Origin of the sequence: Rhodoplanes roseus (genome assembly GCF_003258865.1) — a bacterium.
GTDB classification, from domain to species: domain Bacteria; phylum Pseudomonadota; class Alphaproteobacteria; order Rhizobiales; family Xanthobacteraceae; genus Rhodoplanes; species Rhodoplanes roseus.
The window spans coordinates 1-14,194 of record NZ_NPEX01000145.1; the positions used below are offsets into that span (position 1 = coordinate 1).

General features: G+C 70.1%; 12 protein-coding genes. 10 read left to right on the forward strand and 2 right to left on the reverse strand.

Annotated elements, in window-relative coordinates; translation table 11 throughout:
* On the reverse strand, positions 1-824 hold an 824-nt coding region (locus tag CH341_RS19045), incomplete at its 3' end, for a hypothetical protein (RefSeq protein ID WP_146604538.1).
* Positions 825-1,135: 311 nt separating this feature from the next.
* On the opposite strand from CH341_RS19045, the gene CH341_RS19050 reads away from it, so the two are divergent.
* The 7 genes from CH341_RS19050 to CH341_RS19080 are packed head-to-tail and all read left to right on the forward strand — an operon-like array spanning position 1,136 to position 8,994.
* On the forward strand, positions 1,136-2,566 hold the full coding sequence (locus CH341_RS19050; RefSeq protein WP_111420574.1) for a UbiD family decarboxylase: 1,431 nt from the start codon (positions 1,136-1,138) through the stop codon (positions 2,564-2,566).
* 5 nt (positions 2,567-2,571) lie between these two features.
* Entirely contained in the window at positions 2,572-4,941 is a 2,370-nt protein-coding gene (locus tag CH341_RS19055; protein ID WP_111420575.1) for a xanthine dehydrogenase family protein molybdopterin-binding subunit, read from the forward strand.
* A complete protein-coding gene (locus CH341_RS19060; protein ID WP_111420576.1) occupies positions 4,938-5,759 on the forward strand; it encodes an FAD binding domain-containing protein in 822 nt (273 codons plus the stop codon). The genes CH341_RS19055 and CH341_RS19060 overlap by 4 nt, the downstream gene beginning before the upstream one ends.
* A complete protein-coding gene (locus CH341_RS19065; protein WP_111420577.1) occupies positions 5,756-6,241 on the forward strand; it encodes a (2Fe-2S)-binding protein in 486 nt (161 codons plus the stop codon). The genes CH341_RS19060 and CH341_RS19065 overlap by 4 nt, the downstream gene beginning before the upstream one ends.
* Before the next feature lie 44 nt (positions 6,242-6,285).
* Entirely contained in the window at positions 6,286-7,335 is a 1,050-nt protein-coding gene (locus CH341_RS19070; RefSeq protein WP_111420578.1) for an ABC transporter substrate-binding protein, read from the forward strand.
* A 58-nt stretch (positions 7,336-7,393) separates the two neighbouring features.
* Positions 7,394-8,197 (forward strand): ABC transporter ATP-binding protein, encoded by an 804-nt coding sequence (locus CH341_RS19075; protein ID WP_210208450.1) that lies wholly within the window; start codon positions 7,394-7,396, stop codon positions 8,195-8,197.
* Complete coding sequence (locus CH341_RS19080; protein ID WP_111420579.1) at positions 8,197-8,994, forward strand: ABC transporter permease; 798 nt, start codon at positions 8,197-8,199, stop codon at positions 8,992-8,994. The genes CH341_RS19075 and CH341_RS19080 overlap by 1 nt, the downstream gene beginning before the upstream one ends.
* 44 nt (positions 8,995-9,038) lie before the next feature.
* On the opposite strand, the gene CH341_RS19085 is transcribed toward CH341_RS19080, so the two are convergent.
* Complete coding sequence (locus tag CH341_RS19085; RefSeq protein WP_111420580.1) at positions 9,039-9,974, reverse strand: helix-turn-helix domain-containing protein; 936 nt, start codon at positions 9,972-9,974, stop codon at positions 9,039-9,041.
* A gap of 589 nt (positions 9,975-10,563) precedes the next feature.
* On the opposite strand from CH341_RS19085, the gene CH341_RS19090 reads away from it, so the two are divergent.
* The 3 genes from CH341_RS19090 to CH341_RS19100 all read left to right on the forward strand — a co-directional run.
* Complete coding sequence (locus CH341_RS19090; RefSeq protein WP_111420581.1) at positions 10,564-11,430, forward strand: FAD binding domain-containing protein; 867 nt, start codon at positions 10,564-10,566, stop codon at positions 11,428-11,430.
* Positions 11,427-13,715, forward strand: coding sequence for a xanthine dehydrogenase family protein molybdopterin-binding subunit (locus CH341_RS19095; protein ID WP_111420582.1), 2,289 nt, complete (start codon positions 11,427-11,429; stop codon positions 13,713-13,715). Before CH341_RS19090 ends, CH341_RS19095 begins: the two co-directional genes overlap by 4 nt.
* A 2-nt stretch (positions 13,716-13,717) precedes the next feature.
* Positions 13,718-14,194: (2Fe-2S)-binding protein (locus CH341_RS19100; protein WP_111420583.1), on the forward strand; the 477-nt coding region annotated here is incomplete at its 3' end.

Genomic DNA, 14,194 nt, shown 5'->3' on the forward strand with positions numbered 1-14,194 from the left:
ACCGCGGCGGCGTCGGCTCCGACGGTCGGGACCAGCAGGACGGTCAGCACCACCTCGCGGACGCCGAGGCCGGCCGGCGCGCCCGGCATCACGAAGCCGGCCAGCCAGGCCGCCGCCGCCACGGACGACAGCGTCACGAGGTCGCGCGACGCCGCCGGGGCGACCAGCCCGACCATGTGATCGAGCGCCAGCCCCATCGCCACGAAGGTCGCGACGTCGAGCGCCACGGCGAACAGCATGCGGGCCACGGCGCGCCGCGAGGCGAACAGCCGGGCGACCACCGAGCGCTGCAGCACCACCATGACCAGCAGGGCGACGCCCGCCATGCCGGTGACGGCGAGCGAGAACTCCGAGACGATCCGGAACGGGAGGCTCACGTCGAGCCCGCCCAGCATCGCGGCGCTGCCGATCAGCAGGCCGGTGGCGGTGAGCAGGCACAGCGCCTCCGCCATGGCGACGGTGAGGGATTCGCCGACCGAGACGCCGAACGGCGCCAGCGCGGCGTGGCGCGAGACGTATTGCAGCACATTGCCGGGCCGGTAGCGGTCCAGCTGGGTGAACAGGAAGATGCCGAACAGGCAGCTCCGCCGCATGGTCGGCCGCACCGTGAGCCGCAGGAGCGTCACCCAGCCGATCCCGGTGAGCACGGCGCCGGCGGCCAGCAGCGCGGTCGCCTCGACCAGCAGGGCGAAGGCCGTGCCGGGTGCTGCCGCGACCGCCGCCGGCACGCCCTGGATCAGGGCCTGCCAGATGACGAACAGAAACCCCACCGCACTGACGGCAGGGCCGAGACGATCGAGCAGGCGGCGGTACGCGTCGGTCATGGGTGCGCCCGAAACGGCGAGCCGAGCAAAACGGCTGCGCAAGCTATGTCACCCCGCCGGGCCCGCCACAAGGACCGCGGCCGTCCATACGTGCTCCTCCGCGTCCCGCGGGCGCGACGGAGGACGGGCCGCGACGGCGCGCGCCGCGTGCGGTGCGCAACCGTACGCCCCGATGCGCTGCAGCGGATTGCATCGAGTGTCCCAAAAAATGATCATTCGTCGCAGGAAGATCAAAAAAGGAAAAACGCCTTGATTTTTGGACGGGCCGTTCGTAGCGTTTCGCGGACTTCAGACAGCGAGGACCCCCGGCGATGCGCAACACCGATCTGAGGGACTGGCTGGCCGCGGTCGAAGCCAACGGCGAGCTGAAGGTCATCAAGGGCGCCGAGCCCAAGGAGGAGATCGGCGGCATCGTCGATCTCTACCAGCGCAAGATGGGCAACCCGGCCGTCCTGTTCGACGAGGTGCCGGGCTTCCCCAAGGGCCACCGCGTCCTCGCCAACATCTTGACGTCAGTGCCGCGCATCAACCTGGCGCTCGGGCTGCCGGCGCACGGCACCGAGATGGAGCTGGTGCAGTGGTGGCGGCGCTACATGCGCGAGGCGCCGAGCTTTCCGCCGATCGAGGCGAACGACGGGCCGCTGCTGGAGAACGTCCTCGAAGGCGACGCGGCCGACATCACCACGATCCCGACGCCGGTGTGGCACGAGCTGGACGGCGGGCCGTTCATCGGCACGGCCTGCCTGGTGATCATGAAGGATCCGGACTCCGGCTGGATCAACAGCGGCACCTACCGGGTGCAGTCGCACGGGCCGAACCTCGCCACCGTGATGATGTCGCCCGGCAAGCACGGCCGCCTGCTGATGAACAAGTATCACGAGCGCGGCGAGCCGTGCCCGGTCGCCGTGGTGGTCGGCGTCCATCCGGTCGTGTTCATGCTGTCGGGCCTGGAAATCCCCTACGGCAAGAGCGAGCTCGAGGCGGCCGGCGGCATCTTCGGCGAGCCCATGCAGGTGCTGCGCATGCCGAAGACCGGGCTGCCGGTGCCGGCGCGCTCCGAGATCGCCTTCGAGGGCTTCATCCATCCCGGCGATCTGGTGCAGGAGGGGCCGCTCGGCGAGTGGACCGGCTACTATGCCGGCGGCAGCCGGCCCGAGCCGGCGATCCGCATCACCACGCTGATGCACCGCAACGACCCGATCCTGCTCGGCGCCATCCCGGCCGTGCCGCCCAACGACAACACGTTCTATCTCGGCACCTATCGCTGCGGCGCGGTGTGGAATCAGCTCGAGGCGGCGGGTGTGCCCGAGGTCCGCGGCGTGTGGGCCCACGAGGCCGGCGGCAGCCGCTTCTGGCTCACCGTCTCGATCAAGCAGCTCTATGGCGGCCACGCCAAGCAGGCCGGCATGATCGCGTCGCACTGCCACGCCGGCGCCTACTGCAACCGCTGGACCATCGTGGTCGACGAGGACGTCGACCCGGCCAATATCGACGACGTGATCTGGGCGATGTCGAGCCGCGTCGACACCCGCGAGGACATCGATATCATCGAGGGCGGATGGAGCTCGGCGCTCGACCCGATGTGCTACGACGGCGACACCGACCGCCGCAACGGTCGCATCATCGTCAACGCCTGCCGGCCGTTCCGGCGCAAGGACACGTTCCCGCTCGTCGCGCGCTCCAGCAAGGCGCTCGACGATCGCATCATCGCCAAGTGGAAAAACGACCTGCCGAAGGTCTGATCACCATGGTCGAGCACGCCGGCGGCTGGATCGGTGCGAGCCTGCTGCGCAAGGAAGACGCCCGCCATCTTCTCGGCGCGGGCGCGTTCGTCGCCGACCTCAAGCTGCGCGGCCTGCGCGACGTCGCCTTCGTCCGCAGCGACGTCGCCCACGGTGTGCTGACTGCGGTGCACAAGCCCGACGATGCGGCGACGCGCGTCTTCACGGCCGAGGATCTGGCCTGGGTGAACGTGCTGGAGGCCGGTCCCGAGCTCGCCGCGTTCCGCTCCGGTCCCTATCCGCCGTTCGCCAGCGGCAAGGTCCGTTATGTCGGTCAGCCGGTCGCCGCCTGCGTGGCGCAGAACCGCGCCCACGCCGAGGATCTGGCCGAGCGCGTCTCGGTCGAGATCGACGCGCTGCCCGCCGTCATCGATTGCGTCGATGCGCTGGCTCCCGATGCGGCGCGCCTGTTCGACGGCTGGCCCGACAACGCCTTCATCACCAGCCGCGTCACCGAGGGCGATCCGGCGAGCCTCGCCGCCGCGCCGATCCGGCTGCACCGTCGCCTGCGGATGAACCGGCAGGCGACCGTGTCGCTCGAGTGCCGCGGCATCGTGGCGCATTACGACGCACGCCTGGACGAGCTGGTGATCCATCTCTCCACCCAGGGGCCGCACGTGATGCGGCGCGGCTTCGCCATGGCGCTCGGCCTGCCGGAGCACAAGATCCGCGTGATCGCGCCGGATGTCGGCGGCGGCTTCGGCGGCAAGAACCGGATGATGCCGGAGGAGCTCGCCATCGCGGCGATCGCCATGAAGGTGCCGTATCCGGTGCGCTGGATCGAGGACCGGCGCGAGCATCTGATCGCCTCGGTGCATGCGCGCGAGCACGTCTACGATCTCACCATCTCGGCCGACACGAGCGGCGTTCTGCTCGGCATCGAGGGCGACGTGTTCGTCGACGCCGGCGCCTATGCGCTGTGGCCGAGCGGCCCGTTCATGGAAACCAGCATGGCGGCCCGCAACCTGCCGGGCCCGTACCGGATCCGCCATCTCGACATCAGGACCCACACCGTGGCGACCAACAAGGCGCCGCTCGGCCCCTATCGCGGCGTCGGCCGGCCCGGCGCCTGCTTCGCCATCGAGCGGCTGGTCGACGAGGTGGCGCACGCGCTCGGGCGCGAGCCGATCGACATCCGCCGCCTCAACATGGTGACCAGCGCCGAGCTGCCCTACGACACGGCCGGCGGCCTGCGCTTCGACACCGGCGACTATCCGGCCGCGCTGGAGACCGCGATCGAGCGCATCGGCTTCTCCGCGGTGCGGGCGCGCCAGAAAACAGGCGAGCCGGACGGACGGGTGATCGGCGTCGGCATCGCCTTCTATTCCGAGCAGAGCGGCCACGGCATGGCCGAGTGGACCAAGCGCAAGTCGCGCGTCGTGCCGGGTTACGAATCGGCGCGGGTGCGCATGCTGCCGGACGGCTCGGTGGTGATTCACGTCGGCGTGCAGAACCACGGCCAGGGCCACGAGACCTCGCTCGCCCAGATCGCGGCGCACGAGCTCGGCCTCGATCCGGACCGCATCTCGATCCGCTACGGCGACACCGCGACGGCGCCGTTCGGCTTCGGCACCTTCGCGTCGCGCTCCATCGTCTTCTCGGGCGGCGCCGTCGCCCGCTCGTGCCGGATGATCGTCGAGAAGCTGCGCCTCATCGGGGCGCATCTGCTGCAGGCGACGCCGGACGCGGTGCGGATCGAGCACGGCCGCGTGCTGTCCGCGACCGGCAGCGTGAGCTTCGCCGAGATCGCGGCCGCGGCCAGCATCCGCCAGGAGCTGCTGCCCGACGGCGTCGAGCCGCTGCTCGAGGTCGTCTCCACCTACGAGCCGACGGATTCGCGCGGCGTGTTCTCCTACGGCACCCACGCCGCCGTGGTCGCGGTGGAGCCGGAGACCGGCGAGGTCGAGATCCTCGACTACGTGGTCGCCGAGGACTGCGGCACCATGATCAATCCGCTGATCGTCGACGGCCAGATCCAGGGCGGCATCGCGCAAGGGATCGGCACGGCGCTGTACGAAGAAATCCCGTTCTCGGATCTCGGCCAGCCGCTGGCGACCACCTTCGCCGACTACATGGTGCCGGGCGCCTCGGAGATTCCGGCGGTCGACATCGCCCATGCGTGCACGCCGGCGCTGGTGACGGAGTACGGCGTGAAGGGCATGGGGGAGGGTGGGGCGATCGCCCCGCCGGCGGCGCTCGCCAACGCGATCGCCGATGCGTTCCGCGACATCGGCGTGCGGATCGACGAGACGCCGCTGACGCCGCGCCGCGTGTCCGATGCGGTCGCGGCGGCCCGCTCCGCGCACGCGGCACAGCCTTCGGAGGCGGCGTCGTGAAGCCCGCCCCGTTCGACTATGTTCGCGCCAAAAGTCTCGGCGAGGCGCTCGCCGCGCTCGGCGACGACGCGATGCCGCTCGCCGGCGGCCAGTCGCTGCTGCCGCTGCTCGGCCTGCGGATGGCGTCGGCGCGCCTGCTGGTCGATATCGGCCATCTCGACGAGCTGCGGCAGAGCAGCGCGACCGACGCTACCGTCACGCTCGGCGCCGCCGTGACGCATGCCGAGATCGAGGACGGCCGCGTGCCGGATCCCGGCCACGGGCTGATGCGCTCGATTGCGAGAAAGCTCGCCTACCGGGCGGTGCGCAACCAGGGCACCATCGGCGGCAGCGTCGCCATGGCGGATCCGGCCGCCGACTGGCCGGCCTGCCTCGTCGCGCTCGGCGCCACGGCGCGCATCGCGGGCCCGGACGGCGAGCGCCGCGTTGCGGTCACCGATCTGATCGAGGACATCTACACGACCTCGCTCGTGCCGGGCGAGATCATCGTCTCGTTCGACATTCCGCGCCTGCACGCCGCCGCCAAGACCGGCACCGCCAAGGTGATGCGCAAGACCGGCGCCTTCGCCATGTCGTTCGTGGTCGCCGTGCTGCACGACGGCGACCAGGCCGACCGCATCGTGCTGGCCGGCGCCGGCCGCCGCGCCGAGCGGCTGGCCGAGACCTCCGACGCGGTCGCGGCCGGGATGGACGAGGCGGCGTTGCGTGCGGCCGTCGCGGCGGATCTCGCCGGCCTGATGGACGCGCCGGACGACTATGCGGTCCGCCTGCACACCGCCGTGGTGCTGCGGGCGCTGGCGGAGGCGCGGCGGTCATGAGAACCATCACGCTGTCGGTCAACGGAGAGGATCTGACCGTCACGGTGGAGCCGCGTGAGAGCCTGGCCGACGTGCTGCGGGAACGGCTCGACCTCACCGGCACGCATCTCGGCTGTGAGCACGGCGTGTGCGGCGCCTGCACGATCGAGGTCGACGGCAAGGCCACGCGCGCCTGCCTGATCCTCGCCGTGATGGCCGAGGGGCGCAGGATCACGACGATCGAGGGCCTGCGCGACGACCCGGTCGCCGCCGTGCTGCGGCGGCATTTTCACGAGCAGCACGCGCTGCAGTGCGGTTTCTGCACGCCCGGCATGCTGATCATGGCACGTGATTTGCTCAATCGCAGCACACCGTCCAGCGAGAAGGACGTGCGCGAAGGCCTCGCCGGGCAGATGTGCCGCTGCACCGGCTATGCCGGCATCGTGCGCGCCGTGCTGGCTGCGGCCGACGAGACGACATCGACCCGTTCACCGACCCCCTGAACGAGGACTTACCGCTCGACCCGGGCAGATCAAGGAGAGCTCCGATGGCTGGCTTCGACAGGTTGACGCGCCGTACCCTTCTCGGCGGAGCCGCCGCGACGGGAGCCGCCGCGACGCTGGGATGGGGAGGGCCCGCCCTCGGCCAGTCGCCCGAGGCGATCAAGATGAGCCTCGAGTTCCGCATCTACGGCGGCAACGCCCCGATGTTCCTGGCCGCCGAGAACGGTGTCTACGACAGCCAGAAGCTCGCCGTGACGCCGGAGGGATCGGCCGGCTCGGACGAGTCGATCCGCCGCGTCGCCGCCGGCACGCATCCGTTCGGGCTGGCCGACGCGACCACGCTGATCGCCTTCGCGGCCAACAATCCGGCCGCCGCGCCGAAGCTGGTGATGCCGATCTTCGACCGCTTTCCGGCCTGCATTCTCAGCCTCAAGCGCAAGCCGGTGAAGTCGCTGGCCGACCTCAAGGGCATCACGCTCGGCACCGGCACGTCGGACGCCGGCTCCAAGATCTTCCCGGCGCTGCTGGCGCTCAACAACATCGATCCCGCCTCGTTCGGCCGCCAGACCGTCGACGTGAAGCTGCGCGACGCCATGCTGCTCGCCGGCAAGGTCGATGCCGTGATCGCCTTCGACTACACGGCGATCTTCAACCTGATCGGCAACGGCGTGAAGCTGGAGGACATCGAGCTCCTCTACTTCTCCGACTTCGGCTTCGACTTCTTCGGCAACAGCCTGATCGTCAATCCGGAGGTCCTGGCCCGCAACCCGGATCTGGTCCGCCGCGTGGCGATCGCCACGGCGCGCGCCTGGACGACAGCCTCCAAGACCCGCGACGCGGCGATCGCCAGCGTCGTCAGGCGCGAGAAGCTGCTCGACGCCAAGGTCGAGCGCGCCCGCATGGACTGGGTGATCGACAAGCTGATCCGCACCGACAACGTGCGCAAGAACGGTATCGGCCAGGCCGACCCGGCCCGCATCGAGCGCGCCATCGGGCTGATCAAGACCGGCTTCGACCTGCCGACCGCGCCCACCGTCGGGCAGCTCTTCGATCCGTCCTTCATGCCTCCGGCCGAGGATCGCAACATTGGCTGACGCCTCGACCCTGACGGCCGCGGCGCCCGATGGCGTCGCGGCGACGCCGCTCGTCGACATCGCCGGCGTCACGTTCCGCTACGGCGAGACCGATGGAACCCTGGCGCTGTCCGGCCTCGACCTGAAAGTCCGCAAGGGCGAGTTCGCCGCCGTGGTGGGCCCGTCCGGCTGCGGAAAGTCGTCGCTGATGAAGCTGGTCACCGGGCTGATGCCGGTGACCTCCGGCACCCTCGCGGTGGCCGGCGCGCCGGTGCGCGGGCCGCTCAAGATCGTCGGCATGGCGTTCCAGAACCCGACCCTGCTGCCGTGGCGCGACGTGCTGTCCAACACGATGCTGCCGCTGGAGATCGTGCGTCCGCATCGCGGTCAGCTCCGCCGCAAGCGCGCCGAATACGAGGCGCAGGCGCGGGCGCTGCTCGCCACCGTCGGGCTGCGCGGCTTCGAGAAGCGCAATCCATGGATGCTGTCCGGCGGCATGCAGCAGCGCGCCAGCCTGTGCCGGGCCCTGATCCACCAGCCCGAGCTCCTGATGCTGGACGAGCCCTTCGCGGCGCTCGACGCCTTCACGCGCGAGGAGCTGTGGGGCGTGCTGCAGAACCTCTGGATGGAGCGCCGCTTCACCTGCATCCTGGTCACCCACGACCTGCGTGAGGCGGCCTATCTGGCCGACGTCGTCCATGTGATGAGCGCGCGGCCGGGCCGGATCGTCGCCACCCACACCATCGACCTGCCGCGGCCCCGAACCGTGGAGAGCACCTTCGATCCGCACTTCATCGACATCGTCCACGGCATCCGGGCCGAGATCGCCCAGGCGCGCAGCGAGGTGCCGGACGAGCCGACCGACCTGAAGGGAGCCGCCTGATGACCCGCAAGCAGTGGCGGCGGCTGGAGACGGCGATGCCGTGGATCGTCATCATCGGAGCGCTGGTCGTCTGGGAGCTGGCCGTCGATCTGTTCGACGTCCGCCAGTTCATCCTGCCGGCACCGTCCGACATCGTCGTGGCGCTGATCCAGTACCGCGAGCCGATCATGGCGAGCGCGCTGTTCACCCTCGTCAACACGCTGGCCGGCTTCGGCATCGGCGTGGTGGTCGGGCTGTTCATCGGCATCGTCATCGGCTCGTCGCGGCTCGCCTATGCGGGCCTTTATCCGATCCTGGTCGGCATCAACTCGGTGCCGAAGGCCGCCGTGGTGCCGATCCTGGTGCTGTGGATGGGCATCGGCCAGCCGCCCGCCATCATCACGGCGTTCCTGCTGTGCTTCTTCCCGATCGCCGTCAACGTCGCCACCGGCCTCGCCACCACCGAGCCCGAGATGGAGGACGTGCTTCGCTCCCTCGGCGCCTCCAAGCTCGACATCCTGTGGAAGGTCGGCATCCCGCGCTCGCTTCCCTACTTCTTCGCCTCGCTCAAGGTCGCCATCACGCTCGCCTTCGTCGGTGCAGTGATCTCCGAGACGATCGCGTCGAACGACGGCATCGGCTACCTGATGCTGCAGGCGGCCTCGCAGTTCCGCACCCCGCTGATGTTCGCCGGCGTCACCGTGATCGCCGCGATGGGCATCGCGACCTACCTGATCTTCGTGCTGGTGGAGAAGCGGTTCACCGGCTGGGCGACCCGCAAGCAGGACGCCGTGGCGCTCGGCACCGGCGGCGGCTGAGGCCGCCGTCGTCGCGCCGCCGGTCGGCCAGATCCGGGATCAGATCAGCGCGGCCGGGCGTCGCCGGCGGCGCGCTCGCGCGCCTGGCTCCGCGTCGCCGGCTGGTTGGCGGCGACCAGCTCGCGCAGATAGGCGGCCGCCTCGCGGCCCTTGATGGCGGTGCGCCACGCCTCCTTGACGACGTCCTCGTGCAGCGCCAACGCCTCCGGCGCCGAGGTCGCCATCGCCACGCCGACCCGGATGTTGGTCTGCTCGCCGAGCCGGAACGGGCTGATGATCAGCACGTCGCCGGCGCGGCGGCGGAAGATCTGGAAGCCCGTGTGCGGCAGGCTGTCGGTGACCAGGCCGATCTGGACGCCGATCGATTCCTCCTCGATCACCGAGGCGAAATGCTCGATCTCGGCGCGCGCCAGCTCGCGCCGCTGCGCCAGCTTGCTCTCGGTCAGGCTCACCCGGCCGATCAGCCCGTTCTTCAGGAACGGCTCGATCTGCATGGCCGAGATCAGGTTGACGATCGGCGGGCGGCGCTGCTGATAGGCCTTCTTGCGCTCGTGCAGGATCTCCATGATCCGGTCGACGTCGTCGAGGATCTTGGCGCGATTCTGCAGGTGGTCCGGCACGCTCTCGCGCAGCACCTGCTCGAGCGCCAGCTCGAACTTGTCGGAGGCGAGCAGGAACGAGATCGGGCCGGCCAGCACCACCATGTGCTCGGCCGTCTCCTCGAGCTGCCGCAGGCGCTCGAAATAGGCCACCGCCGAGGGAATGTACTCGATGCCGACGCCGAGCAGGGTCGGCAGCGAGACGCGCAGCAGCTCGGCGAGGCGCTCCAGCGTCTCGATCTTGGCGAGCTCGCCCTTCTCGAAGCGGTAGAGCGCGGTGCGCGAGATGCCGAGCCGGTCCGCGACCTCGTCGGCGCTCAGACCGGATCCGAGCCGGAAGGCCCGCAGCCGCTGGCCGATCTCCTCGTAGCGCAGGCTCATCGGTCGCTCGCTCCAGCTCGGCCGTTCGGCGGGCCGCACCCACACGACTCCCGCGCCGCGGCCGTCTTACCATCGCACGCGGGCGGCACCACATCCGGCCCATCCCGGACCGCGGCCCCGATGCGATGTGCCAGCGTCAGCACTGGCCCAGTATTGAGCACCTAGAATAAAAATGAGACGACCGCAAGTCGCGCTGCCGCGCCGTTCACAGCGCCGTCTCGGCGGTTCTCGCGGCGGCCCGAGCGACCCGGATTGCTCCGTGGTACGTCGAGGTTGATCTTATGGGCCGCGGCCCTTCGGCCGGGCACGGCGATGGATCGTCCACCGCGCGGCCGCTCGGAATGGCTCCAACTGGGGTCGACCAAAGTGTCCCAAAAAGTTGACGACGTCCTTTTTTCTGCAATACTTCGGGGCGTCGGCGGCTCGCTTCAGAGGCTTCGGCCCGGGCCGTCCAAGGTGCAGCGACGGGTGATCATGGGCGTCATCGTTCCCGACAAGCCGTTTTGTGAGCACGTCGCCCGACGGTGCCGAACCGCCGCTCCGGGGCGGTCGCGGACCGCGAAGCACCCGCGGCCCCGGCAGCGCTGACATGGCCAGCTTCGATCTCGTCGAGCCGCGCTCCCTGGAGGAGGCCATCGGGCTTCTCGATCCGGAGGATCCGGCGGTGCGCCCGGTCGGCGGCGGCACCGCGCTGATGCTGATGATGAAGGCGCAGATCTACAAGCCGCAGCGCCTCGTGTGCCTGCGCCGGCTCGGTGGCCGCCTGTCCGGCATCGCTTGGGATGCCGCCGGCAGCCGCTTCCGCATCGGCGCGCTCACGACCTTCGCGGCGCTGGAGCATTCGCCCGAGATCGCGGCGCATCTGCCCGTCGTCCCGCGCACCATGACGACGCTCGCCAATGTGCGGGTGCGCAATGTCGCGACGGTGGGCGGCAACATCGCGCACGCCGATCCGCATCTCGACCTGCCGCCGGTGTGGCTCAGCCTGGGTGCCCGCGTCCTGGTAATCGGCCCGGCGGGTGAGCGCACCCTCGACGTCGCGGACGTGTTCGCCGGCTATTACGAGACGACGCTCGCCAACGACGAGCTGATCGTCGCGCTGGACGTGCCGGTGCGGCCCGGCTGGCGCTCGACTTATGTGAAGGTGACGACGCGGGCGCAGCACGACTGGCCGGCGCTCGGCATCGCGCTGTCGGCCGCCGTCTCCGGACGTGTCGTGACGGATCTGCGCCTGGTGCTCAGCGCTGCGCTCGACAAGCCGACCCGCCTGGTCGCCGCCGAGGCGGTGCTGCGCGGCGCCGAGATCGACGACGCGGTGCTGCGCCGGGCCGGCGACGCCGCCGTCGCCGAGACCGAGATCGTCACCGACAGCCGCGGCTCGGCCGACTACAAGCAGCATCTGCTGCGGGTTCATCTCGGCCGCACGGTCCGCAGCCTGATGGAGAGCGGCACATGAGCGTGCGTGCATTGTCAGGTCGAGTCGGGGATTCCGTTCCGCGCGTCGAATCGCGTGAGAAGGTCACCGGGACGGTGGAGTACATCCATCATCTCGAGCTGCCCCGCATGCTGCACGGCGTGATCTTCCGCAGCGCCGTGCCGCACGGGCGGATCAGGCGCATCGACGTCGCGGCCGCCGCCGCGGTGCCCGGCGTGCATCGCGTCGTGACGATCGACGACATCCGCAGCGTGATTCCGAATCCTTATTACGGCCCGGCCTTCCACGACCAGCCGATCCTGGCCGACGGCAAGGTGCGGTTCGCTGGCGAGCCGGTCGCCGTGGTGCTGGCGGCGGACCGTCACGTCGCCGCCGAGGCGGCGGCCCTGATCACGGCCGAGTACGACGAGCTGCCGGCCGTGCTCGACGAGGTCGAGGCGATGACCTCGGACGTGATGGTGCACGACGAGCTGAAGCCCGCCGTCACGTTCCCGGATCTCAAGCATCTCAAGGGCCGGCGCGGCACCAATGTCGCGCTCGACTACCGGCTGCGCCACGGCGATCCCGAGACGGCCTTCGCCACCGCCGATCACGTGTTCGAGCACACGTTCCGCACCCAGCAGACCATGCACACGCCGATGGAGCCGTTCGTCACGGTCGCCGACGTGGCGAACGGGCGCGCGACGCTCCACACCGCCTCGCAGGGCCCGTCCTTCGTGCGCATCGAGATCGCGCGCCTGCTCGGCTGGCCGGAGAACCGCGTGCGCGTGCGGGTGCCGTATCTGGGCGGCGGCTTCGGCGGAAAGCTCTACATCAAGCTCGAGGCGCTGGTGACGGCGCTGTCGCTGCTGGTCGGCCGGCCCGTCAAGGTCGCGCTCACCATGGAAGAGCAGTTCTACATGGTGACGCGCCATCCCTGCACCTTCACGATCAGGAGCGGCGTGAACGCCGACGGCCGCATTGTCGCCCGCACCTGCAAGGTGGTGTGGAACGGCGGCGCGTACGCCGACATCGGCCCGCGCGTCACCCAGAAGGCCGGCTTCACCTCGGCGGGTCCCTACGACATCGACCACGTCGCGATCGACTCCTGCGCCGTCTACACCAACCGGCCGCCGGCCGGCGCCTTCCGTGGCTTCGGCGCGCCGCAGACGGCATGGGCCTACGAGTGCCACATGGACATGATCGCGGCCGCAATGGGGCTCGACCCGGTCGCGTTCCGCCGCAAGAACCTGTTGCGCGACGGCCGGCCGCAGGCGAGCGGCACGCCGACCGACGACGCTGCGCTCGACATCGTGCTGGACGATATCGAGCGGCGGATGAACTGGGCGGCGCCGTTCGACCGCGGCTCCGGCCGCATCCGGCGCGGGCGCGGCATCGCGATCGGCTTCAAGGGCATCACGGCGCCGACCACCTCGGTCGCCATCGTCAATCTCTACGCCGACGGAAGCTGCGGGCTCTACATCAGCACGGTCGACATGGGGCAGGGCTCCGACACGATCATGGCCCAGATCGCCGCCGAGGAACTCGACATGGACGCGTCGCTGATCCGCGTCGTCCATCCCGACACCGACGTGACGCCCTACGACATGGGGACGCTCGGCTCGCGCTCCACCTTCCACATGGGCAATGCGGTGCGCCGCGCCGCCCAGGACGCCAGGAGCAAGATCGCGGCGCTCGCCGACGAGCTCGGCCTGCCGCCCGGCAGCAACCTGCCGCTGCCCGAGATGCTGAAGAAGAAGTACGGCATGCAGGCCGGCAACATCATCGGCACCGGCAGCTACATCCCGGACTACGAGAAGCCCGACACGCAGACCGGCCGGACCCGGATGGGCACGCCGTTCTGGGGCGTCGGCGGCACCGGCGCCGAGGTCGAGGTCGACACCGAGACGGGCGAGCTCACCATCACCAGGCTGATCAGCGTGGTCGATGTCGGCACGGCGATCAATCCGAAGCTGGTGCAGGCCCAGGTCTCCGGCGCCGTCATCATGCAGCTCGGCGCGACGACGCTGGAGGACATGATCTATCGCGACGGCCATCTCACCAACGGCTCGCTCGCCGACTACAAGATTCCGACGCTGCTCGACATCCCGCGCGACTTCGTCAACGTGCATGTCGACACCGAGCAGCGCACCGGGCCGTTCGGCGCCAAGGGCGCTGGCGAGATCTCCACCATCGCGCTGTCGGCGGCGATCGGCAACGCGCTCGCCGATGCCATCGGCGTGCATGTGCTGGACCTGCCGCTGACGCCCGAGAAGATCTTCTACGCCCTGCAGGCGGCCGGCGGCCGCACAGTGACCGGAGCCTGAGCATGGCGACCACCCACAGCATCGCCTTCACGCTCAACGGTGCGCCGGTCGCGGCCGAGGTGCGGTCCGACGAGACGCTGGTCGAGGCGCTGCAGCACCGCTTCGAGCTGCGCGGCGCCCGCGAGAGCTGCGGCCAGGGCCTGTGCGGCTGCTGCACCGTGCATGTCGACGGCCAGCCGGTCTCGGCCTGCCTCTATCCGGCCGCCTGGGTGGCGGACGCGCGGGTCGACACGATCGAGGGTCTGGCGAGCGGCGACCGGCTCGATCCGGTGCAGGAGGCGTTCATCGAGGCGGGCGCGTTCCAGTGCGGCTTCTGCACGCCGGGCTTCATCATGATGGTGAAGCGGCTCCTGCAGGATCATCCGGATCCGGACGACGCGGCGATCCGCCATTACCTCGTCGGCAATCTGTGTCGCTGCTCGGCCTATCCGGAGATCGTCGAGGCGGTGAAGATCGCGGCCGCGCGCGCCCGCGCGGCC